Genomic DNA, 22,674 nt, shown 5'->3' with positions numbered 1-22,674 from the left:
TCCGGGCCCTACGGCTGGGCCTGGGCAGCGGCGCTGCCTGTAGGCGCCGCGGTCCGCGCCGGGTTTCTGATGCCCGCTGCCGAGACCGCACCACCAATGACCAGCAGGATGCCGGTGGCGATCAGCACCCGGTGGAATCCGTCCAGGTCCAGCTGCTTCCCGGCGATGAGTCCGACGAGAGCGATGCCCACCAGGCCCGCCACCCTGGCGACTGCATTGTTTACTGCTGAGCCGATGCCTGACTGCTGTTCAGAGATCGAGCCCAGTATCGCCGCGGTCAGCGGCGCAACTGTTGCCGAGAGCCCCACCCCGAAGAGGACGATGCCGGGCAGCAGCTGGGACCAGTAGTTGACCGGTGTTTGCGATGACACCATGAGAAAGTAGCCGAGGCCCGCGCCGGCAGGTCCGAGAGCCATGAACCACCGCGGGCCATGGCGGCCGGCGAGGGAACCGAACCAGGAAGACAGAAAGATGCTGAGCAGGCTGACCGGCAACAGCGCGAGCGCGGCGAGGGTCGCCGAGTATCCGGCCACCTGCTGCAGGAAAAGTACAACGATGAATCCGCCGATGGAGAGCGCGGCATAGATGAACGTCGTGGCCAGGTTTCCTGCCGCAAAGTTCCGGACGGCGAACAGGTTCAGCGGCATGAGCGGCTGTTTGACCCGTGCCTGGCGCCAGATGAACGCCGCAAAGCAGAGGCCTCCCAGGATCAGGGGCCATACTATGCCCGGGCTTCCCCACCCCTGGGTGGCCTGTTCGATCAAGGCATAGACCGGCCCGGCAAGACCCAGCACGCACAGCACGGCCCCGGCATAGTCAATCCGCACCCCGGCCTCGCGGACATCACGGGTGCGAAGCACCGCCAGGAGATACAACGTCACCGCAATCGGTGCAACGTTGATGCCAAACACCCAGCGCCACCCGACAGAATCCACCAGGAGTCCACCCACGAGCGGTCCGGCGATGAAGGCAACAGTGGTACCGGCGGTCCACTGTCCAATGGCCCTGGCCCGGGACGGCCCGTCAAAGTGCGAGGTGATGAGGGCCAGCGAACTGGGGACGAGCAGGGCCCCGGCGATGCCTTGGAGCGCCCGGGAAATGATCAGAACTTCGGCGGTGGGGGCAAATGCGCACATCAGTGACGTCAGCCCGAATCCGAGGAGCCCGGCCCGGAGAATAAGGATCCGTCCGAGCACGTCTGAGAGCGAGCCCGCGAGCAGGATCAGGGACCCCAGAGTGATCATGTAGGCATCCACCACCCATTGCTGGGTGGTCAGGCCGCCGCCCAGGTCACGGGAGATGGCGGGCAGGGCCACGTTGATGACACTGCTGTCCAGAAAGGATACGAAGGACGCAAGGACCGAGATCCAAAGGACCAGTCTCTGAACGCGTGTCACCGGAGGGAAACTCACTCTTCCAGTAAACACCGCCGCTGCAACGGCGGCGGTCCGCCGGCATCAGGTAGTTTTAAATCCGCAGAATATCCAGGGAAATCAGCTGAAGGAGATCACGCGTGGCACGGGGCGGCCCCAGGCTTGATCACGGCCGCCGCCTGGAGCTCGGACAGAGCTTCCAGGACGGCGGCGAGCATTATCAGCGCGTGCGTCCGGGCTACCCTGCCGATTCGGCGGACTGGGTGGTCCCGGCAGGGGCCCGGGACGCCGTGGATGTGGGTGCAGGAACCGGGAAATTCGCCGCACTGCTGCTGGAGCGTGGCCTCACCGTCTCCGCGGTTGACCCGTCCGCTGACATGCTCGAACAGCTCCGGGCGCACTATCCCGGGGTGGCGGCCACCCAGGGAACTGCGGAGGCGACAGGCCTCCCGGAGACAGCGTTCGACGTCGTAAGCGTTGCCCAGGCCTGGCACTGGTGCGATCCGTTGCCGGCCAGCACCGAGCTCGCGCGGATTCTGCGGCCGGCCGGGACGCTGGGACTGATCTGGAACCAGCTGGATACGTCGGTTCCCTGGGTGCACAGGTTATCGCGCATCATGCACGCCGGGGACGTCTACAAACCGGGTTTCCGGCCTGTGGTGGGCCCGGAATTTTCCGGGTTGGAAAGCCATGTGACCCGGTGGGAGGACAGCCTCAGCACCACGGACATTATGGAGTTGACCAAGACGCGCAGCTATTATCTGCGTGCCGGTGAGGCCACCCGGGCGAAAGTGCTGGCCAACCTCGACTGGTACCTCCACGAGCATCTCGGGCACGGCACCGGAGAGGACGTCAGGCTGCCTTACCTGACCCTGACGTGGCGGGCGGTAAAGGCGTGACGCCTTCGGGGCACCGGGTAGGCTTGACGTCGTGAAGACCAGCGCCCCCTCCTCCTCGATCGAGGACTACGTCAAGGTCATCTACAGTTTCACGGAGTGGCAGGACAAGCCCATCACGTCTTCGCAGCTGGCGCAGCGCCTGGGTGTGGCCAACTCCTCCGTCTCGGAAATGGTCCGCAAGCTCAAGGACCAGGGGCTCGTGGACCACAAGCCGTACAGCGCCGTCACGCTTACCCCCGCCGGGATCCGTCTGGCGCTGGCCATGGTCCGCCGCCACCGCCTCATTGAGACGTACCTTGTCCAGGAACTCGGTTACAGCTGGGACGAAGTCCACGACGAAGCCGAACTCCTCGAGCACGCCGTATCGGACACCTTTATCGAACGGATGGCAGCGAAGTTGGGCAACCCGGAGCGTGACCCGCACGGTGATCCCATTCCGACGGCGGACGGCGCCGTCCTGATGCCGGAGGCGCACCTGCTCGGTGAACTCGATCCCGGTCATACCGGCCGCATCATCCGGATTAGTGACGACAACCCCGACCTGCTCCGCTATCTTGCGGCAGAGGAGATCGACCTCGACGCCGATGTGGAGGTCATGGGGCGCAAGCCGTTCGGCGGCGCACTGGTGGTGCGGATCCAGACCGGAGGCAGGGCGCGGGATTACGACCTCGCGGACGAAATCACGGCCGCACTGTGGGTGCACACCGACCGGCCCCACGCCGGCTGCAGCCTCGGTGAAAGCCTCGGTGACCGCTGAGTGAAGCAGGGCGGGGTGCCTGAATGGCGCGCGTGGCTGGCCGTGGGCGCGGGAGGGCTTGTGGGAACCGAGTTGCGCTACGGCCTGGGGCTCGCGTTTCCGGACGCTGCCGGAGCCGTACCGTGGACCACGCTGGCCATCAACGTCGCCGGGAGCTTTGTCCTGGCTGCCCTCACCACTTTGTGGATGGCGCGCCCGCACACGGCGTTCTGGCTCCGGGCCGGTCTGGGCCCCGGGCTGCTGGGTTCCTTCACCACGTTCTCGGCAGTGGTCTTCTCGATTGACCACCTGTCCCGGGCCGGGGAGCATCCCGTGTGGCTGGTCTATCTGGGGCTGTCGCTGCTGCTTGGCCTGGGGGCTGCGGCCGGCGGCTGGCGGACGGGCCGGCTCGTGGCTGACCGGGTGGCATCGTGACCGGGGCGCTCCTGGTGGGAGTATTTGGTGTGGCAGGTGCGCTGCTGCGCTTCGCCGTCGACAGCTGGTTCGCCCACCGTACCCACCTTCAGACCATCGGCAGCACCGGCACACCGCGGCACTGGCCATGGGCCACGTTGGTGGTCAACGTCGTCGGATGCCTCATCATCGGGCTGTCCATCGGCGTTACCGGAAAGCTCGGCATGGCACCCGAGTGGCAGACCGCCGTCGCTACCGGGCTTGCGGGCGGCCTGACCACGTTCAGTTCCTGGACCACTGCGACCGTGCGGCTCCTGAGCGAAGCACGGTTCGGTGCCGCAGCCCTCAACATCGGTGCCAATCTGGCCGCCGGGGCTGCTGCGGCGGCAGTGGGCATAGCCCTGGCTTCATAGGCGGGCTGCACCCTTGGCATCGATGGCGAACGGCGTCCGGTTTGGCGCGGTCCCGTATTGTTGACTCTGATGATTAGCAGACGCGACGCGGCAATTGCCCTTGATGTACCGATGGAAATGGCGCAGCGCCATGGCATCCCCAAACGCCTTTCCGAGGCCGAGCTGGGCGAGATCCTGGACAACCCGCCGGCATGGCTGGTCCAGTCGCGGGCCAACCGCACGGGTAAGCGCCCCGTCTGGGTCCATTTGGAATGCGCCGTCTGCGGGTATGAGGAAGCGGCCCGGCCCAAGAAATGGTGGCCGGAGTTCACCTACGTTGTGTGCGAACATCACTCCCCCGCCGAGGTGCCGAAGGCTCAGGCAGGCTTCATCCGGAGCGAATTCGACGGCGTCGGCACCCGCTTTGTGGGTATCGCAGACGTGCCCGCTCCGGCCTGATCCGGGGCATTTCCTTCCGCCCGGATAAGGCGTATTTTACGAAGTGGGACGTAGCCCGTCCCCCTGTCGTAAGGAGCACGCCATGCCGGACAAAACACCGCACCAGCAGCTGAACAAAAAGCCTGTTAAGACGATCAAGGAAAAACGGGCCGAGAAGAAGGCCAAGAATCCTGAAGGCGCACAGGATCCCGTGGCGCACCTGAAGAAGCGCCGGTAGCGGTCATCCGTTATCCGCCATTTCTTCCGGTACGGCCACCAAGTCCAGTTCCTTGCCGTCCCTCAGCACGCTGACCGGCAGCGGCTTGCCGATCGCATCAGCGAACAGCAGCTTTTGCAGGCTTTCAGCGTTGCTGACGGGGCGGCTTCCGGCTGTCATGATGATGTCGCCCGCCTGCAGGCCGGCGCGGTCGGCAGGGGATCCGGCCAGGACTTCCACCACTCTGAGCCCGTCCCGCTGACCGGTCCTGATCACGGCACTGGCGCTCAGCCTGCTCGGAGTGCTCACCACGCCCAGATAGGCACGCCGGACGCGGCCGTCCTTCAGCAGCGCAGAAATGATCCGCCGCGTTGTCGAGTTGATGGGTACTGCCAGGCCCAGCCCGGCGCCGGCTACTGCGGTATTGATGCCCACGATCCGTCCGTGCGAATCAGCGAGTGCTCCGCCGGAGCTTCCCGAATTGAGTGCGGCGTCTGTCTGGATGACATCCTCAATCACCCGGCGGTTGCTGCCTTGCCACACCGGGATGGCCCGGCCCAGGCCGCTGACCACGCCCGCGGTCACTGAACCTGCCAGTCCGAGCGGGTTTCCGACGGCGATGACCAACTGACCCACCCGCAGCGTTTCCGCGTCCCCGAACTGTGCCGGAGCAACTTTCGGCGCCCGTCCGCGGACCACTGCAAGATCGGACAACGGGTCCGCTCCCACCAGTTCAAGGTCCGTCCGGCTACCGTCGGCAAAAGCGGCATGGCCCTGATGGGTGCCTGCCACCACGTGCGAATTTGTCAGCAGGTAACCGTCTTCGGTGAACAGCACTGCCGAGCCCGCGCCCACACGGAAACGGCCGTTCCGCCGGTTGCTGGTCATCTCAATGGCCGCAACGTGCGGTGTGACGGTCTCAGCCACGCGCATCACTGTGGCCGAATACACATCCAGCGCACCGTCGTCGTACTCTTCATTGCGGGGTTCACGGGCCGGTTCCATGGCGCACCTCCTGGCTGCCTGTGTTCAGTCCGGCTGCCGGGTTTTGGTGCTGCCGGATCTTACTGGGGACAACCACGGTTGGGGTTTTCGTAGTCCCGCACCGGCTACGCCGTGGGTGAACAGGGTTTGGCTGCGGCGGCCGGGATGGGTTCACAACCCTGGCAGCCGGGGCATGGAAAAGGTGCCCTTTCCGACAGGGATGTATCGGGTTGGGTACCAATATTTCCCTTGGTCAGAGCACCTTTTCGCTTAGGTCCCCCTTCAGACGCGAAAGTGGTTGAGCCTTCGGATGAGCTCAGCGTCATTTGTAAATGACGGCAGCGCCTCCGCCCGCGCTCCAGCTGATGCGGCCACCTTGATAGTCCTGGACCACACTGCTCCCGGAGACGTATTCATTGCTGAGTGGGTACCCAAGACGTCCCCTTTCGAAGCCGGTGGCAGCCCATGCTTGGCGGATTGCACCCACAGAGTAGTGCGCGCCACTGGCAGGGGACCAATAAAGTGCACCCCTTTGATACATCTGGTAAACGCCACCGTTGACCAGTCCTCCAACTTCATCCGAAGTCGGATACCCAAGTAGGCCACCTTCAAACCCGGTTGAGGCCCATGCCTGGCGGATTGCACCGAGCGTGTAGTGTGCACCAGTGGCAGGGGACCAATTGATGGCACCCCTTTGATACATCTGGTAAACGCCGCCATTGACCAGTCCTCCAACTTCATCCGAAGTCGGATACCCAAGTAGACCACCTTCAAACCCGGTGGAGGCCCATTCCTGACGGATTCCACCGAGCGTGTAGTGCGCACCGGTAGCCGGGGACCAATTGATGGCACCCGCCTGATACATCCGGTAGCAGCCGCCGCTAACCAGTCCGCAGACGATGTTGCCGGACGGCGCTCCCAGCATCAGGTTTGCTGCCGCTACCGCGTTTATCGCAGTCGTGGCCGCTGCCGGTGTCGTCGAGGGCGGCGGCGTCGTGGGTGGCGGAATTGTCGGCGGCGGCGTTGTGGGTGGCGGTGTTGTGGGCGGCGGTGTTGTCGGCGGTGGCGGGGTGGTCGTAGAGGTCAAGGCCTCGACGCCCTTGCGGACCGTGACCATGGGTAGTCCGCTGTTCTTCACTGCCGCCATGTGAGCATCGAGCAAGGCCGTGTCCACATGATAGACATCTCCACCGAGGCTTGCCCCGACCTCGTGGTAGACCAGGACCAGCCACTTACCGGTGGTCTTCGCCTCGTTTATCCATCCCTGCACTGTGACGGCGGTTGTAGTGTCAACGACGTTCTGAACAAGAATGTTATAGGGATCGAAGCCGGCGGCGGCGTTGAATCCGCCATCGGTGTTGCGCTGGGTAGCGTAGTATTTCTTCACCGCTGCCGTGGTCGCCGCGCTGGACGCCCCGTAAGGGGTGGCGAAATCTATTGCAGCTGAAGGGCCGAACTTCTGCTGCAACGTGACTTTGCTCTGCGAAAGTTCGGTCTCCACCTGAGCCGCGGTGATCTTGGTCAGGTCCGCGTGGCTAACGGTATGGGACGCAATCTCGTCGCCACGGCTTGCAAACGCCCGGATCTGGTCCTCCGTCATGTAAGCCGGAACATCGCCAATCCCTTGCGTGTAAATGTACATCGTGGCGGGAACGGCATATTTCTTCAGGATGGGCAGTGCGTTGTTGAACTGGCTGGCCCAACCGTCATCGAACGTGACACTTATCATGCCACCGGTCGCGGCCTGGGCAGCGGGACCGGACCAGAGCGAGACCCCGCCGAACACGAGCGCCAAAGTGACTGGAACGGTCAACCACGTGGGAGACGATCTTCCTGCTCGACGTCGGGGGCGTCGGATCGTAGGCGGCTCCAACGAGCCTTCATGGTCAGGCCTGCTCCGCCGGGTGCTCCCCAGCACCCGAACGTGATTATTAATTTCCATCTTGCCCTCGCTTCTGTTCCGTGGCATCCGGTGCTGGTGGACGGATCTGCCCGGCCCGGCACGGATTCCTCACCTGCGCCAGGGCAGGCTTGGCCGTCCGGAGTCGTGCAATGCAGCCACGCTAGTGGGCGACCGGCCCGTGCAGCGAGAGTAGCCACTACCTGTTTTGTCACGGGTGGTTACTTGCAAGTGCCGCTGCCAAAAGATTATCGATCGGGAAAAACCGCGGTTTGGGCGCCCGGCCCTGCCTGGGCAACTGCGGACCTGCTCAGACGGTCGGGCGCTGGCGGGGGCGCCGGTCGCTGGCGAGGGAACCGGGCGGTCGGCCGTCCATTCCGGGACCCGGAATCCGGGCAAAGAAAAACGCCCCGGTCCGAAGACCGGGGCGTTTCCGATGACTCGACTCATCCGTGAAGGATGCCTCGACTCACCACAAAATGTGGAGATGGGGGGAATTGAACCCCCGTCCGATGTCGTGTTGTCAGGGCTTCTCCGGGCGCAGTTTGCGTCGGATTTTCTCGGCCCCGGCCATGCTGCAAACAGCTGGCCGATCCGGGCCCAGTCATCTAAGAGTCCCGCTCACCCCGATGACGGGGGTAAGCAGCAGTGGCTATCTAAATGACGCCAGGTTCCGGGGCAATAGCAACCTCGGGCTGACGGACTGTCTTACTGCTTAGGCAGCAAGAGCGAAGTCAGTGCGATCGTTAGATTTGGCACTTATTGTTTTGCAGACAGCGTTTACGAGATAATTCTGCATCCTCGGCCCGCTTCACCTGTCGCGACTAACATCGTCGAAACCGATCATCCCCGTATTTTGTTACCAAACCGGCTGGTCGGTGTGAACACCATCCCTGCCGGACTACCCATTATAACGCATGTCCCCCACAAATCATTCCAGCCTGACCGCCCGCTAGCGGCGGTTGCGTTCGCGCATGGCTCGCAATGCTTCCCGGTTGTCCTGCTGTTCCCGGAGCGTCTGCCGCTTATCGTATTCACGCTTACCGCGGGCAACGCCGATTTCCACCTTGGCCCGGCCGTCCACGAAGTAGAGCTGGAGGGGAACGATGGTAAAACCGGACTCCCTGACTTTGTGGGAGATCTTGATGAGCTCCTCCCTGTGGAGCAGGAGTTTACGCCGGCGCCGGGCTGCGTGATTGGTCCAGCTGCCCTGGTTGTACTCAGGGATATGAATTCCCTCCATCCACAACTCATCGTTGTAGAAGGTGCAGAACCCGTCCACCATGGATGCGTGGCCTTCGCGCAGGGACTTCACTTCGGTGCCCATCAGGGCAATTCCGGCCTCATACGTGTCAAGCACGAGATAGTCATGCCGGGCCTTGCGGTTGGTGGCCACCACTTTACGGCCACTTTCTTTGGGCACGGTGGAACTCCTCAGTTCTTGGATCCTGGTTGGCTCCGGCCGGTCCGGCGCGGAGTCATACCAGTGTACGGCAGCCGCGGACTATGGTTACAGCAACCGCATAGGGTCGACAGCAGCGCCGTTGAGCCACGTTTCGAAGTGCGCGTGGCAGCCGGTTGAGTTTCCGGTGCTGCCCGAGTAGGCGATGAGCTGCCCCTGCGATACCTGCTGGCCGTTCGAGACTACGATGCTGCTGTTGTGGTAGTAGATCGTGGTCAGGGAGTTGCCCTGAACGACACCGTGTGAGATCTTCACCCGCCAGCCGCCTCCGTCCGCGGAATTCCAGCCTGAGGAGAAGACCTCGCCCGCGGCCGCAGCGTAGACGGGGGTGCCGCAGGCAGCGCCGAAGTCGATGCCCGTGTGGACGTAGCCTCCCTGTCCGTAGAAGTCGATGGTGCCGGGCGGGGTTGAGCGCCAGCCGAAGCCGGAGGTGATGGGCACGTCACCCGAGAACGGATGCCGTAAGCCAAAGGCCGACGGCGAACCGGTCACCGGTGCGTATGGTACCTGCGGCGGCGGGGCCTGTCCCTGTGCGGCGGCCTTGGCGGCGGCAGCCGCGGCGGCCGCTTCGGCGATCCGGCGTTGCTCTGCTTCCCATGCTTCGCGGAGCCTGCGGTCGCGTTCGGCGATCTCGTTGGCCACAGCATTCTGGCTGGCCGAAACTGCAGCCATCTGGCTTTGGATGCCAGGCTTGGCAGCCTGGAGTTCCGCGTCGAGGCGTGTGGTGTCGGCGATCAGTTGATCAACCTGCGCCTTCTTGGCTTCAGCCTCATCGCGGGCGGCTTTTTCCCGTTCCAGGGCGGCATCGGCTTTGGCTTTGAGGTCCCTGATCTCGCCTTCGACAGCTTCAAGCCTCGCCTGTGAGTTCACGTTCGTGGCACTCTGTTGTGACAGTTTGTCCATGGCGGCGTTTTGGCTGCGCATTGCCTGGTCCGCGAGGTCCATGGTCTGGGTGAGACTGCCGCCGTTGTTGGCCCCGAAGAACAGGGTCAGGTTCGATGGCACTCCCCCCGACTTGTATGCCTGGGTGGCGATCTGGCCGATCAGCTTCTTGGTGTCAGCAATCTTTTGCTTATCCGCGTCGAGCTGCTGTGTGATCTTGGCTTTGTTCTGCTGAGCCAGGTCCACCCGCGCGGTCAGGGCTTCAACCTCCTTGACCGCACCCGCCACGCGGCCCTGGGCATCAAGGAGTGCCTGCTGGGCTCCGGGCAGCTGTCCCTGGTAAATCACCAGGTCCCCTGCTGCTTTCGCGATGCGGGAATCCACGAACTCCAGCGACTGCTGCACGCGTGCTGCCTCGGCTTCGAGGGCTGCGCGCTTGTCGTCCAGCTCGTCGGCGTGCGCGACGGGGACTGACGCGCCGAGGCTGACCGCCAGGAGCAGTACCATAACGCTGCTCATCAAGCCGGTGCGGCGGCGTGCCTGTGCCGCGACTGTGCTTGCCGGTTGTTCGGCCCGGTGGCGGGGCGCAGTTCGGTGCAATACGTTCATCAGGATTCCTTGGTCGGTTTGCACAGCCTAAACCTTCAAATATCTGCGCAAGGTCAAGAGAGACGAAATTCCAGCCAAAGATCCGCCAAGGATCAGCAGGGCCGGCGCAAGAATGAGGGTCTGGCCGGGCGAGATGAACGCGGTGTCGGGATACTGCTTGGACAGATACTCCCCGAGGAAGAAATGGGCAACGGCCCACAGCGTTCCGGAGGCCAGAGCCGCGCCAATGACGGCAGCGATCACGCCCTCGAGGATGAACGGCAGCTGGATGACCATCTTGGAGGCGCCCACCAAACGCATAATTCCGGTTTCCCGGCGCCGGCTGAAGGCGGAAAGGCGGATGGTGGTCGCGATCAGGAGGATGGCGCAGACAATCATGACGCCGGCGATACTCACGGCCACGAGTGACGCCGCATTCATTGCCGAAAACAGCCTCTCCAGCAACTGGCGCTGGTCGATGACCGTTTCGACACCCGGCTGCGACGAGAACGTCTCACTGATGATCTGGTACTTTTCCGGATCCTTCATGTTGATCCGGAAGGAAGCCGGAAGCTGGTCCGGCGTGACCGAATCAACGATCGGTGAGTTGGAGAACTGGTCCTTGAAGTGCTTGTAGGCCTCTTCCTTGGACTCGAACTGGAAGTCATTGACGTACTGCGCCACGGAAGGTGATTTCAGCAGGGTCTGCAGATTGTCCTGCTGCTCGGGGGTGACGGGCCCCGTGGCGCAACCGGCCGCCGTCGAACCGTCACTGCAGAGGAAAATGGCGACCTGGACTTTGTCGTACCAGTAGCCCTTCATCTGGTTGATCTGAAGCTGAAGCATGCCGGCGGCACCCACGAACGTCAGGGAGACAAAGGTGACCAGGATTACCGAGACCACCATGGAGACGTTGCGGCGCAGGCCGCTGCCAATCTCGCCGAGAATGAACGCGAGCCTCATCGCTGCCCCTCCCCTTCACCTGGCTGGCGGTCCCCTGCGGCAGGCGGCACTTCGTCCCGGCCGCTGGCGTCCCGCAGCCTGCGTGACTGTCCCACCACGGGAATCATGGAGGTGTACAGCGCTTTGGCCTCGTCGCGGATGACGACGCCGTTCTTGAGCTCGACCACGCGTTTGCGCATCTCGTTGACGATGTCATCATCGTGGGTGGCCATGACCACCGTTGTGCCGTTCTGGTTGATCTTGTCCAGCACGCCCATGATCCCCATTGAGGTGGTGGGATCGAGGTTACCTGTGGGCTCATCGGCGAGGAGGATGCCCGGGCGGTTGACGACCGCGCGGGCAATGGCCACACGCTGCTGCTCGCCGCCGGAGAGTTCGTGCGGAAGGCGGTTTTCCTTGCCGTCCAGACCCACGGTTTTCAGGACCTCGGGCACTGTGTCGCGAATGACGCTGCGGCTCTTGCCGATGACTTGCATGGCGAAGGCGACGTTGGCGAACACGTTCTTTTGCGGGAGCAGGCGGAAGTCCTGGAAGACCACGCCGATTCCGCGCCGGAGCCTGGGCACGCGCCAGCTGGAGATCTTAGCGACGTTTTGTCCGGCCACGTAGACGGCACCGGACGAGGCCCGGTCTTCTTTAAGGACCAGCCGGAGGAAGGTGGACTTCCCGGATCCGGAAGCGCCCACGAGGAAAGCGAATTCACCTCGGTCTATTTCCAGGCTGACGTCGTCCAGCGCAGGCCGGGCCGTCTGGTCGTAGACCTTGGTGACATTATCGAATCGGATCATGGCCCTAATTACCCTGCAGGGCACCGCTAGTGCAGCCCAGATCTGCAGCCGGCGCGCGGGCATTCGTTTGGGGAATTAGAGGCCCCGGCCCCTTGACTATACGCAGTCCGTTTGCCGGATTTCGGGGGTTTCAGGGGTGTGTCGCGGGTTGGCGGCGGCGGTGCCGGACGGCCTGGGGCGGCCAGGTGCTATTTCGCGGCGTTGCGGTTGTCGGTCCGCCAGCGGATCCCGGCGTCGATAAAGTCGTCAATCTCGCCGTCGAAAACTGCGGACGTGTTGCCGACTTCGTGTTCGGTGCGGAGGTCCTTGACCATTTGGTAAGGGTTCAGGACGTAGGAGCGCATTTGGTCGCCCCAGGATGCCTTGACGTCTCCGGCGAAGGCCTTCTTCTCGGCGTCCTCCTGCTCCTTCTTCAGCAGAAGGAGGCGGGACTGCAGCACGCGCATGGCGGCTGCCCGGTTCTGGAGCTGGGACTTCTCGTTCTGCATGGACACCACGGTGCCGGTAGGGATGTGAGTGAGGCGCACGGCGGAGTCAGTGGTGTTAACAGACTGACCGCCGGGGCCCGAGGAGCGGAACACGTCCACGCGGATCTCGTTGTCCGGAATGTCGATGGAGTCCGTGGACTCGATGAGCGGAATGACCTCGACGGCAGCGAAGGAAGTCTGCCGGCGGCCTTGGTTGTCGAAGGGGCTGATCCGCACCAGTCGATGCGTTCCGGCTTCGACACTGAGTGTCCCGAACGCGTACGGCGCCTTGACTTCGAATGTTGCGGATTTAAGGCCCGCCTCTTCGGCATAGGAGGTGTCCATTACCGTGGTGGGGTACCCGTGCCGTTCAGCCCAGCGAAGGTACATGCGCATCAGCATTTCGGCGAAGTCTGCGGCATCCACTCCACCGGCTCCGGCCCGGATGGACACCACTGCCTCGCGTTCGTCGTACTCACCTGAAAGCAGCGTCACCACTTCCAGTTCCTTAAGGGACTTCCGGATCGACTCAAGTTCGGCGGCCGCTTCGCCCATGGAGTCGGCGTCGTCCTCGTCCTGGCCGAGTTCCACCAGAACTTCCAGGTCATCAATCCGCGAGACCAGCTTGTTCAGCCGTTCCAGCTCGGACTGCCTGTGCGAGAGCCGGGAGGTGATCTTCTGGGCGGCGGCAGGATCATCCCACAGGTCAGGCTCGCCAGCCCGTTCGCTCAGTTCGGCGATGTCTTCCTTCAGTGCCTCGACATCGCTGACGCGTTCGATGGAGTTGTACGTGGCGCGAAGGGCGCGGATTTCTGCGGAAAAATCAATATTGGCCATGGTTGTTTAAGCCTACGCTATGCGGCCGGGAGTGCCGGGTACCCGGCCGGTCCGCAGCAGCGACTCACCTGCTGAGACGGGAACGCGCCGTGGATGCAGCTTCGATCCGGATCCCGTCCGGCACTAAAAAATTCACCACAGGCGGATGGACCATGGCACTGAGCACGACTACGGCGGTGGAACCGTCAGGGCTGCCGGTCGCCTGCGTCACGGCCAGCCCGTCGAAGCGGGCTGACGCCGGCGAACGGGCGACGAAGTCCGAGGCCACATTGCGGACGCGCTCGGAACCGAGGAAGGCCGAAGGACTTCCGCCTGCTCCCCCAACCTCACCCAGTGTGTAGCTGTCCGCGGCAGCAAGCGAGGCGCCGTCGGCCAAGGACAGCAGCCTCTTGTGTTCGAGATAGACGCTGGAGATTCCGATGACGACACTGACCACAAGCAAGGCGAGCGTCACGTAGCCGATAATCATCACGGTCATTTGTCCGTCTTGTATTGGCGGTTCAAGTCTGGTCGCGGTGGCTCCGCTCGGAACCGTCCCGGAGGCGGTGGGAGTGTTCATGCTGCCGTCACCTGAACCTGCCGACCAGCTGAGTGGATGATGCTTCAACTTCACTGGCCTCTAGCCTGAAGTCTTCGTTAAAGGGTACGAATGGCAACGCCACGCTCAGATTCACAGTGACTGTCACTGCCGTTCCAGCGGCTTGGCAGTCCGCGGGATCGCATCGCGTTGAGACGCGGGCCGAAGTGGTGTCATGACCGAAGTCTGCGAGGGCGAGGAGTACGGCCTGCTCGGCTGCGGCCTGCGCTGCATCGGCGTTCGGCTGGGCAACAAAAACTTTTGCGGCTTGGTCTGCAGCACCCACTACCGCAAAGGATGCGCCCTGGATCTGGCCCACAGTGATAATGAAATACACCAAAGGCACCATCAGGAGCAACGCCAGAAACGTGAACTCAACGACGGCGCTCCCCTCTTCTCCGTCCTCCTCGGCGAGGGCCGCTTGCATTCTGCACCTCAGACGAGCCCAGGCGTATGCGCAGGCCCGGCGATCTTTACGGCTGGATGGCGGCATGGCCCTTTACCTCCAGAAGGTCCCGCGGGCCGATTAGCCCGATGACGGGCATCGGCGCCCTGATGGTGATCTCGAGGGTTCGCATGCCTTGAAACATCACTTCGGCAGTGCTGATGTCCTGAGCGAATTCGCCGTTCAGCGACGTGCCGATCAGGAGGGCAGCGCGTTCCTGCGCGTCGCCGGCGCCGCGGTCTGCGAGTGTTCCATAACGTGCGCCGGACGCCGCCGCATCAATCAGGGTGTTGCGAACGTGCAGGACCAACGCCAGTTGGATGATGGCCAGGAAGAACATGGTGAGCAGGCCGCCTACCAGGACAAAGTCCACTATGGCGGATCCTCGTTCCGCCGCGCGCCGGTCGCCTCCCGCGACGGGAGAAAACCGACCGGAACTGCCAGGGCCAGCGACGAGCATGCCTTAGTTTCCGACCTTCTCCATGGCCTGATTAAACATCGCCTCCAGGGCCGGTCCCGCCAGGGCGAGCAAGGCCGCCACAAGGACGGCGGACATCAGCGTGATCATGACCCAGCCGGGGACGTCGCCCCGTTCAGGATGGTCAGAAGAATGGCGTCGCCGTTCGTCAGCCGTGGGCTCCGCGGCCCGGGGATGGATCCGCTTCCAGGAGCGGCGTCTCGATCGCACTGCAGGGCTGTCGCACGCCCCGAAGCTGGCCAGCAAGGTAAGAAATAACAAGCTGATGGAAAGTCCCAGTTTTTTCATTTCGGTCCCATTCTGTAAGTGACGCGGCGATCGAGTAGGCAAAGCGTGTTGGTTGATATCTGACAGTTGAGTAACACTCATGGCTACAGCCCCAGGCTTATGGCAGCGATGCCCGGGAACACTGCGAACACCACGGTTAAGGGAAGGACCCCGAAAACCAGGGGCACCATCATGGCGATTTCTTTCTTGCCGGCCGATTCCATCAGGTCCCGTTTTGCCGTGTCCCGGACATCTTGGGCCTGTGCTCTCAGGACATCAGCCAGAGGTGTTCCACGCTCCACCGCGACGACGATGCCATCGACAAATCGCACGAGCGGGCCAAGGTCTGTCTGGGCGGAAAACTCCTGAAGCGCTTCAACCAGGGGTTTGCCCGCCCTGGTCTCCGCGAGGATCTTGGAAAATTCCTTGGCCAGTTCCCCGTTTGCACTGCGGCAGACACGATCCAAGGCTCCCGTCGCGCTCTCTCCGGCACCGACAGCAAGCGCCATCAGCTCTGCCAGGCTGGGAAACTCAGTCATCATCCGGGCCTGACGCCTGCTGATCTGGACGCCCAACCAAAAGTCCCTGAGGAGGAATCCGCTAAGGCCGCTCCCCAGTACGGCCACCACCGCAAGGAACGGACTAAAGCGCCCGGCCGCAGCGGAGAGAACTACCAGTGCCAGCGCTGTCACAAACGCGGCGGCCGCCCAGAGCAATTGTTCTGCCCGGAAATCGACTGGCGATTTATTGATTCCGGCCTGCGCCAGCCGGCGGATCAGTGCTCTTGACCCAAGGTTGAGCCTGCCGAGGGCTGTGAATCCATCGTGAAGCAGCGGACGCACGATCCGTTCCAAAGGACCGAAAGGAGTGGCGTTCTGGCTACTGGGCCGGAGCAGCCGGGATTCAAGGTTCTGCGACTTCAACTGCGGTTCAATGCGCTCTACGAAGGTGAGGGGACGCATGAATGGCAACCTGACGAACACCAGCCACAATCCAACGCCGAGGACTATGCCGCAAACCATAGCTGCTGCCAGCTGGCCACTCATCGGAGCACCCGCTGATCCTGGGGAAGGGCGCCGATGCGCAACATGATGGAGTAGCAGACGAGGGAGACCACCAAACCGCCCAGGAGGACTCCTGCCCCCATGGGTGTGTTGTAAGCGTTGACGGCTTCCGGGCGGGTGGCCAAAAGGAGCATGACAATCCAAGGTGCCGCAACTGCCAGCCGGGCGGCGTTGACTGTCCAGGACTGCCGGGCCTCCAGTTCGCTGCGGGTTCTGGCGTTCTCGCGAAGGAATTCGGCAAGTGTGCCCAGTAGCTTACCCAGGTCTGAACCGCCCACCTCGCGGGTCAGTCGAAGGGCCTCGATGATCCGGTCCGCGACAGGATCCGCCAGGCGGTCCTTGAGCCTGTTAAGAGAGCCCTCAAATTGGCCCCCCGCACGGTAATCGGCGCCGAAGTCCCGGAATATGTGGCGGAGTTCTTCCGGCCCGTTTTCTCCCAGCTGGATGAGAGCCTCGGGCAGGGAAAGACCGGCGCGGATGGCAGATCGAAGATGATCCACCACGTCCGGCCAGAGCTGGCGCAACACAGCAGTCCTCTTATGCGCGCGCCAGCGCACGACACTGATGGGAAGCCAAGCGCCAAACAGCCCGAAACAAACGGACATGGGCCACGACCTGGAAATTAGGACGAAGACCAGCGCCACAAAAATGCCAAGCCCCAAACAGGAGGCGACGAGTCCACCGGCAGTGACTTTCTCGATCCCGGCGGCAGCCAGGAGGTCACCGATGCGGCTGACCCTCGGTCGACGCTTCACCAACGTTGGCTTTTCCCAGAACGACCACCAGATAAGAAACAGACCCGTGCCGGCAAGCACCCCGAATAGCGGCGCCATCAGCGCGGCTCCAGCAGCGCCGCGACGTCATAGCCTGCCCGGGCGAACTTTTCGGCAGCCGGCATCGCGCTAGCCCGCGGCTGCAGTTGTCCGTCCGCCAGCGCGAAGACCATTGACGACTCGATGATGCCGTTCTCCACTCGCTTGCCGAGAGAGAGTATCTCGGTAACTTGCCTTCGCCCGTTGGCGTGCCTGCTGCAGTGCACCACAAGGTCGATGCAGGATGCCACCGTTGGCACGACGAACGCCGAGGAGATATTCTCTCCGGCCAGCAGAGGAAGTGTACAAATTTTCGTCACGGCGTCACGCGCAGAGTTCGCATGAACGGAACACATCCCTGGCAGGCCACTATTTAAGGCGATCAGCATGTCCAGGCTCTCGGCCTCGCGAACTTCTCCCACCACAAGACGGTCCGGCCGCATCCGGAGCGCCTCTTTAACCAGCCTGCGCAAGGGAATCTCCCCTTCGCCTTCGAGATTGGGCTGGCGGCATTGGAGACCCACCACGTCCCGAAGCGGAAACTGGAGTTCAAAGATCTCTTCAACGGTGATCACCCGCTCGCGGCTGCCGATGCTCGCCGCCAGACAGTTAAGCATGGTGGTCTTGCCCGCCTGGGTGGCGCCAGAAACAAGAATGTTCAGTCCGCTGGAAACGGCCGCGCCAAGGAACCGGGCGGACTGCGGCGTCAGAGTCCCCAACTCGATCAGGTGCTCAAGGCGGCTGGCCTTCACCACAAACTTGCGGATGTTCACTGCCCAATGGCGGCGGGTAACATCCGGAATGACAACGTGGAGCCTGGAGCCATCGGGCAGTGCAGCGTCAACGAAGGGCGATGACATGTCCAGGCGACGGCCGGAACTCTTGAGCATTCGCTCCACCAGGTCCCGCACCTGTTGCTCCGTCAGGCTAAGGGAGGTTAGCTCGGATTCGCCGTTCCTTGCTATATAGATTTCGTTGGGGGTGTTGATCCAGACTTCTTCGATGCTTGGATCGTCCAAGAGTGGCTGAAGCACGCCGAATCCGGCCACAGCATCAAAAAGGAACTTGCGTGCCGCATCCAAAGGGCCAATAGGAGGAAGCGGACCCATCAGGGCCCGCTCGTCGTAGTCACTGACTGCTGCCTCTACAAGGCGGCGGACTTCTCCCACCTGACGAAGCGGATCAAGTCCTCGACGACGAATAAGCTCGCGGACTTCGTCCTCGACAATTCCCAGCGCGTCCATATGTTCCCCAATACAACTGCCGCCCCCGGCGGAGGCAGTGCAACTGGATAAAGCCTAAGGAACCTACAACAAGCTGCCAAGTCATATCTCGGGCGCTGTGGATAATTATTCGGGGCGTGCTGAGCATGTGCTCAAGATGCCACGGGCGAACTTTGCAACTGACTCTAGATTTCAGAAGTCTTTACATCTCTGACAAGGTGCGGCGACGCGTGTGGCGTAGATACTCGATCGTTTCGTGGACGAGGTTAGTGCGGCCATTGAAACTTCCCGCATAATGAGTCGTCAGCCCCACTGGGCTGACGACTCACGAATTGCAATGGGGAGAATATGAAGAAGTTAAAGGCTAAATTAGCGATTGCAGCTGCGGCTGCGATTGTTCTTTCGGGCATCGGTCCCGCAGCGGGAGCCTACGCGCCGGCAGTGGTTGGCGCAATCGGCGCAAAATATTCGTCCATTGGCGGGTCCTCATCACCGTTAGGGCTGCCGCTCTGGAACGAGTACCCAGTAACCGGCGGAGCCCAGCAGGATTTTCAAGGGGGGATCATCTTCTGGTCACCGGTGGGTGGAGCGCATCCACTGTGGGGCGCAATCGAGAATAAGTGGTACGCCGGCCATGAAGCGGGCTGGCCCATTCGAGACGAGGAACCGTTAGGCGGCGGTGCCATCGCACAGCACTTCACGAACGGAACCATGTATTATACGCCTCAGATTGGCCTGCACTATATTGGAGCCGGCATCCGGGAGGCATGGTGGAACAAGGGTGGCCAGACCGGGGTGGCCGGCTATCCGGTATCGGATGAGACGTATTGGTACGCAGGGGGCGCTGTCCAAGCTTTCCAAGGTGGAACCTTCTACTTCACATCTCAATACGGAACCCGGCTGCTGCAGGGAGCCATTCGATGGGAATACGAGCGTGGCGGTGGCTACTTCTACATGGGCCGTCCCGTAACCGATGAATATTCAGTGAATGCATCAACTCGTGCTCAGCGCTTTGAAGACGGCATCATTTATTGGTCCAACGGAAGAATCTGGACTGACCGGTACTAACCGTAGTCTGCGCTTACAGCATCGATTGGCCGCTCATCAGCGGCCAATCGTGCCAGCGTCCGGTGCCACCCACGCTCCCAGCACAACGCGGCCGTTAATATCGGGGCCGCCAAGCGAAGGTAGACACCGTTGTGGCAACTGAAAGTGCGCGCCTGGCGCACTGCCGTTGGAGCAATCAGTAACGTTTCGCCGGGAACCCTGCAAGTAGCTGGCCCAACATTCGCTGGATAGCAATCACATCAGCAACAACTGAACCACTAGTTGCATCTGTAACTCCAGTGCTATGGTGGGCGCGTTAATTGTCGAAATACCACCTGCTTGATGCCTCCCTGGGGGAGTCATCAAAGCAGCAACCAAATGAGCGCTCGGCGGAGCGCCACATTGTCTCCGGAGCAAAAATGAAGCGGAACCCGTCTCAGTCCCGTCGCCCCGCATTGATGTCGTTGGGGATAGCTCTTCTGGCTGCCAGTCTGGCAGCGGGTCCAGGACTGGCGGGCGTTGCGACCGCCGCCGAACCTGCCCCTACGCCCACCGCAGCCGCTGGCGCAAGTACTAGCTCCGCGACTGGTTCACCCTCCCCGGCAACATCGTCAGCGCCCCCAACCCCCGAGAAGATAGCACCAACGGCGACACAATCTGCCCCTCCCACGGCAGAGGCTGCGCAGTCTATGGCGGAAGCGGTTGGAGTCGGCGGAGCCGAAATGGGACAGCGGTCCGCCCGCGTCACAGCATCGACTCCCTCCAATTCCGCTGGGCGGCTTAGCACGGAGTCGTTGTCAACCGAAGGCACCTGGATGCCGACGTTTGGGGTCCAAGGTCTGGACGTCAGTGGACATCAGCCTAGCGTGGACTGGCAGCAGCAGTGGAACATGGGCTCAAGGTTCGCCTACGTAAAGGCCACGGAAGGTAACTACTACACCAACCCGTCGTACGGCTCGCAATACCGGGGCTCCAGGAATGTCGGGATGATCCGCGGTGCGTACCACTTTGCTATTCCGAACTGGTCCTCGGGAGCGGATCAAGCCCGTTACTTTGTACAAAACGGCGGCGGCTGGTCTGCTGACGGATATACCATGCCGCCCGTCCTGGACTTCGAGTTCAACCCCTATGAAGGCCGGACCATCGATGGTTTCTACTTTGGCAACACGTGCTACAACATGTCGCCGGGCAAGCTCCAATCGTGGGTGAGGGACTTCGGCAACACCATGCAGTCGCTTACGGGTCGGCTTCCGGTCATCTACACCAACACGAGTTGGTGGAATCAATGCCTAGGTAATCCGGCCGGTTTTGGCGACTATCCCCTTTGGGTTGCTGCCTACCCAAGCTCCCCCACCAACATTGCAGGACCGGTTCCCACAGCCAGCTGGAGCACCTATAGCATCTGGCAGTACAGCAGCACGGGTCCTTTCGCAGGTGACTCGAACGTATGGAACGGAGATTACGCATCGCTCCAGCGCTTTGCGCGCTCCGGGGAAAACATCGAAGCAGCCTTCAGCCAGGAATACCAAGCCTCCAAGTCCTGGATTGGGAATCCTTGGGGGCCGATAGCGTGCGGACTGGTCAACAATGGCTGTTACCAGATCTTCCAAGGCGGATCGATCCAGTGGTCTCCGGCCACTGGCGCCCACGCAATACGGGACGGAGCAATCCGTGGCACTTATCAGCGGTCCGGATCCGAGAACGGGCCTTTGGGCTATCCAGTCTTGGGACCTGAAATATGTGGACTAAAAGGCGGCGGTTGCTATCAGATGTTCCAGGGAGGCGCCATTATCTGGACCGGCACAGGCATTCAGATCAGCCCTGCTGGTCCAATCCGGGACCGCTACGCGGCGATGGGCTTCGAAAACGGGGTCTTAGGTTACCCGACTTCGGGCCAGGTTTGCGGATATGCAGCTTCAGGATGCGTGCAGACGTTTCAAGGTGGTGACATCTACTGGTCGCCCTCATCCGGAGCCTACGCCGTCGCTGCAGGTGCAATTCGTTCAAGCTTCCAGCGCCTGGGTTCCGAGAATGGCCAGACCGGATATCCGGTCAGCAATGAAGCATGTGGCCTGAAGAACGGCGGCTGCTACCAGTTCTTCCAGGGCGGCTCAACGATCTGGTCATCCGCCACTGGAGCCCACTTCAGCCCCTTCGGATCGATTCGGTACGTTTGGGCGAGTCAAAACTTCGAAAACGGCTGGCTCGGGTATCCCTACACTGACGAATACTGCAACTCTTCACGTGAATGTCGGCAGGACTTCCAGGGAGGGTCACTGATCTGGACGCCGACAACTGGAGTGAGCGTCTACCGTCGCTGACAGTGCCGCGGATAGGCGTCGTAGGTAGCCAGCCGTCTCAGGGAAGTGACGTCCGAGTGCGATTCAGAGCATTTCTGACCATTGACTGTTGGTGCTGCCGCTATGCAAGACCGTTGAGTGAGCCCAATCCGCCACATCCTGGCTTAGGGTGCATGGTCCTCGTCGCTGCGTGGTGTCCTTCCATCCCTTAGATGGACGCCTGAAGCGTGCAGCTAGTCTTGACCCAAGACCAGCTTTACACGCTGACAGATTGCGTGGAAATGCCCCGCCACCCTTTTGGGTAGCGGGGCATTCCTTGGCTCGTCGCGTATCTAAGCAGTACCTCCGAGCCGCCGAAACTGCTACGAGGAAGCCTGGATGCAGCCCTTACTTCGCCCACTCGACAGTGAGATTACCGGGGCGCCAGGTGATGCGGCCGCCTTGGTAATCCTGCGCGTAGCCTCCACCACCGACTGCATACTCGTTGGTGGTCGGGTAGCCCAAGCGCCCGCCTTCGGAGCCATGGCCAACCCAGGCGGCCCAGATGCCACCGGTAACAACGCGGGCACCTGCTGCCGGAGACCATAACTTCCCCGCCCTGGAAGTACTGTTTTGCACCGCCCTGGACGAGTCCGCCGACTTCGTCAGAGGTGGGGTATCCAAGTGGGCTCTGGGCCGCCGACATTGATCCACGTTGCACCGATTCCGCCCTTGATGAAGCGGGGGCCAGGGGCAGGAGACCAGACGATTTGCCCGAACTGGAAGGCTTGAGTGACGCCTCCGTTGGCCGTGGCGTATTCGTCCGTCGTGGGGTATCCGAGCCCGCTGAGCGGACCACCAACCTTGTCCCAGGTGACACCGATGCCTCCTTTGGTGATTCTGGATCCCGTGACGGGGTTCCAGGAGATCTTGCCAAACTGGAAGTCTTGCATAACGCCACCGGCCATCGGTGAGTACTCGTCTGACGTCGGGTAGCCGAGGTCACGGTTCTGGGTGGCAGATAGCTGTTGTTGGAACTGCTGGTCTGGGTAGTTGGTACTGAGATTCTGAGGACTTGGTACCGGCCCTTCGCTGGTGTGCTCGGGGCCGGCACCATGTCCTGGGTGGGGTCTACTCCCAGT

General features: G+C 62.1%; 25 protein-coding genes and 1 other RNA gene. 8 read left to right on the top strand and 18 right to left on the bottom strand.

Annotated features, from left to right (window positions below; translation table 11 throughout):
* Window positions 1-8: 8 nt before the first annotated feature.
* Entirely contained in the window at window positions 9-1,397 is a 1,389-nt protein-coding gene (locus PY310_RS10530) for an MFS transporter (RefSeq protein WP_275214335.1), read from the bottom strand.
* A 116-nt stretch (window positions 1,398-1,513) separates the two neighbouring features.
* Between PY310_RS10530 and PY310_RS10525 the strand changes: the two genes are divergently transcribed.
* From PY310_RS10525 to PY310_RS10500, 6 genes are all read left to right on the top strand, one after another.
* Window positions 1,514-2,272, top strand: a complete 759-nt coding sequence (locus tag PY310_RS10525) for a class I SAM-dependent methyltransferase (RefSeq protein WP_275214334.1) — start codon at window positions 1,514-1,516, stop codon at window positions 2,270-2,272.
* Window positions 2,273-2,303: 31 nt separating this feature from the next.
* The gene (locus PY310_RS10520; protein ID WP_275214333.1) at window positions 2,304-3,029 is read left to right on the top strand and encodes a metal-dependent transcriptional regulator; all 726 of its coding nucleotides are present in this window, start codon (window positions 2,304-2,306) and stop codon (window positions 3,027-3,029) included.
* Window positions 3,030-3,044: 15 nt separating this feature from the next.
* On the top strand, window positions 3,045-3,443 hold the full coding sequence (locus PY310_RS10515) for a fluoride efflux transporter FluC (RefSeq protein ID WP_275214332.1): 399 nt from the start codon (window positions 3,045-3,047) through the stop codon (window positions 3,441-3,443).
* On the top strand, window positions 3,440-3,835 hold the full coding sequence (locus PY310_RS10510) for a fluoride efflux transporter FluC (RefSeq protein WP_275214331.1): 396 nt from the start codon (window positions 3,440-3,442) through the stop codon (window positions 3,833-3,835). Before PY310_RS10515 ends, PY310_RS10510 begins: the two co-directional genes overlap by 4 nt.
* Window positions 3,836-3,904: 69 nt before the next feature.
* Window positions 3,905-4,273: a hypothetical protein gene (locus PY310_RS10505; RefSeq protein ID WP_275214330.1), complete on the top strand. Its 369-nt coding sequence runs from the start codon at window positions 3,905-3,907 to the stop codon at window positions 4,271-4,273.
* An 82-nt stretch (window positions 4,274-4,355) separates the two neighbouring features.
* On the top strand, window positions 4,356-4,490 hold the full coding sequence (locus PY310_RS10500; protein WP_275214329.1) for a hypothetical protein: 135 nt from the start codon (window positions 4,356-4,358) through the stop codon (window positions 4,488-4,490).
* A 3-nt stretch (window positions 4,491-4,493) separates the two neighbouring features.
* Here PY310_RS10500 and PY310_RS10495 read toward each other — a convergent pair whose 3' ends face one another.
* From PY310_RS10495 to PY310_RS10425, 15 genes are all read right to left on the bottom strand, one after another.
* Window positions 4,494-5,474: a S1C family serine protease gene (locus PY310_RS10495; RefSeq protein WP_275214328.1), complete on the bottom strand. Its 981-nt coding sequence runs from the start codon at window positions 5,472-5,474 to the stop codon at window positions 4,494-4,496.
* A gap of 301 nt (window positions 5,475-5,775) precedes the next feature.
* Entirely contained in the window at window positions 5,776-7,266 is a 1,491-nt protein-coding gene (locus PY310_RS10490; protein ID WP_275214327.1) for a polysaccharide deacetylase family protein, read from the bottom strand.
* Window positions 7,267-7,832: 566 nt separating this feature from the next.
* Window positions 7,833-8,204: a transfer-messenger RNA gene (gene ssrA, locus PY310_RS10485) on the bottom strand.
* A gap of 101 nt (window positions 8,205-8,305) precedes the next feature.
* Window positions 8,306-8,776, bottom strand: coding sequence for an SsrA-binding protein SmpB (gene smpB, locus PY310_RS10480; protein WP_255768224.1), 471 nt, complete (start codon window positions 8,774-8,776; stop codon window positions 8,306-8,308).
* Window positions 8,777-8,863: 87 nt separating this feature from the next.
* A complete protein-coding gene (locus PY310_RS10475; protein ID WP_275214326.1) occupies window positions 8,864-10,306 on the bottom strand; it encodes a peptidoglycan DD-metalloendopeptidase family protein in 1,443 nt (480 codons plus the stop codon).
* A gap of 27 nt (window positions 10,307-10,333) precedes the next feature.
* Window positions 10,334-11,248, bottom strand: coding sequence for a permease-like cell division protein FtsX (gene ftsX, locus PY310_RS10470; protein WP_275214325.1), 915 nt, complete (start codon window positions 11,246-11,248; stop codon window positions 10,334-10,336).
* Entirely contained in the window at window positions 11,245-12,036 is a 792-nt protein-coding gene (gene ftsE, locus PY310_RS10465) for a cell division ATP-binding protein FtsE (protein ID WP_275214324.1), read from the bottom strand. The genes ftsX and ftsE overlap by 4 nt, the downstream gene beginning before the upstream one ends.
* 188 nt (window positions 12,037-12,224) lie before the next feature.
* Window positions 12,225-13,340 carry a peptide chain release factor 2 gene (gene prfB / locus PY310_RS10460; RefSeq protein WP_275214323.1) on the bottom strand — a complete coding sequence of 372 codons (1,116 nt, stop codon included), beginning with the start codon at window positions 13,338-13,340 and terminating at the stop codon, window positions 12,225-12,227.
* 64 nt (window positions 13,341-13,404) lie between these two features.
* Window positions 13,405-13,818 carry a pilus assembly protein TadG-related protein gene (locus PY310_RS10455; protein WP_275214322.1) on the bottom strand — a complete coding sequence of 138 codons (414 nt, stop codon included), beginning with the start codon at window positions 13,816-13,818 and terminating at the stop codon, window positions 13,405-13,407.
* A gap of 88 nt (window positions 13,819-13,906) precedes the next feature.
* The gene (locus tag PY310_RS10450) at window positions 13,907-14,344 is read right to left on the bottom strand and encodes a hypothetical protein (RefSeq protein WP_275214321.1); all 438 of its coding nucleotides are present in this window, start codon (window positions 14,342-14,344) and stop codon (window positions 13,907-13,909) included.
* Between the two features lie 46 nt (window positions 14,345-14,390).
* Entirely contained in the window at window positions 14,391-14,735 is a 345-nt protein-coding gene (locus tag PY310_RS10445; protein WP_275214320.1) for a TadE family protein, read from the bottom strand.
* A 90-nt stretch (window positions 14,736-14,825) separates the two neighbouring features.
* On the bottom strand, window positions 14,826-15,020 hold the full coding sequence (locus PY310_RS10440) for a hypothetical protein (protein ID WP_275214459.1): 195 nt from the start codon (window positions 15,018-15,020) through the stop codon (window positions 14,826-14,828).
* 191 nt (window positions 15,021-15,211) lie between these two features.
* Complete coding sequence (locus tag PY310_RS10435; RefSeq protein WP_275214319.1) at window positions 15,212-16,153, bottom strand: type II secretion system F family protein; 942 nt, start codon at window positions 16,151-16,153, stop codon at window positions 15,212-15,214.
* Window positions 16,150-17,004, bottom strand: coding sequence for a type II secretion system F family protein (locus PY310_RS10430; RefSeq protein WP_275214318.1), 855 nt, complete (start codon window positions 17,002-17,004; stop codon window positions 16,150-16,152). The genes PY310_RS10435 and PY310_RS10430 overlap by 4 nt, the downstream gene beginning before the upstream one ends.
* The gene (locus PY310_RS10425) at window positions 17,004-18,227 is read right to left on the bottom strand and encodes a TadA family conjugal transfer-associated ATPase (protein WP_275214317.1); all 1,224 of its coding nucleotides are present in this window, start codon (window positions 18,225-18,227) and stop codon (window positions 17,004-17,006) included. The genes PY310_RS10430 and PY310_RS10425 overlap by 1 nt, the downstream gene beginning before the upstream one ends.
* A 327-nt stretch (window positions 18,228-18,554) precedes the next feature.
* On the opposite strand from PY310_RS10425, the gene PY310_RS10420 reads away from it, so the two are divergent.
* Window positions 18,555-19,274, top strand: a complete 720-nt coding sequence (locus PY310_RS10420) for an LGFP repeat-containing protein (RefSeq protein ID WP_275214316.1) — start codon at window positions 18,555-18,557, stop codon at window positions 19,272-19,274.
* A 398-nt stretch (window positions 19,275-19,672) separates the two neighbouring features.
* Complete coding sequence (locus PY310_RS10415) at window positions 19,673-21,574, top strand: GH25 family lysozyme (protein WP_342755743.1); 1,902 nt, start codon at window positions 19,673-19,675, stop codon at window positions 21,572-21,574.
* 366 nt (window positions 21,575-21,940) lie between these two features.
* On the opposite strand, the gene PY310_RS10405 is transcribed toward PY310_RS10415, so the two are convergent.
* Together PY310_RS10405 and PY310_RS10400 are read right to left on the bottom strand one after the other, a co-directional pair.
* Window positions 21,941-22,171 carry an LGFP repeat-containing protein gene (locus tag PY310_RS10405; protein ID WP_275214315.1) on the bottom strand — a complete coding sequence of 77 codons (231 nt, stop codon included), beginning with the start codon at window positions 22,169-22,171 and terminating at the stop codon, window positions 21,941-21,943.
* 26 nt (window positions 22,172-22,197) lie between these two features.
* The coding region (locus tag PY310_RS10400) for an LGFP repeat-containing protein (protein WP_419095467.1) at window positions 22,198-22,674 on the bottom strand (477 nt) is incomplete at its 5' end.

The organism is Pseudarthrobacter naphthalenicus (genome assembly GCF_029076445.1).
GTDB lineage: Bacteria > Actinomycetota > Actinomycetes > Actinomycetales > Micrococcaceae > Arthrobacter > Arthrobacter naphthalenicus.
The sequence above is the reverse complement of the archived record's forward strand: the minus strand, read 5'-3'. Positions and strand labels throughout refer to the sequence as shown.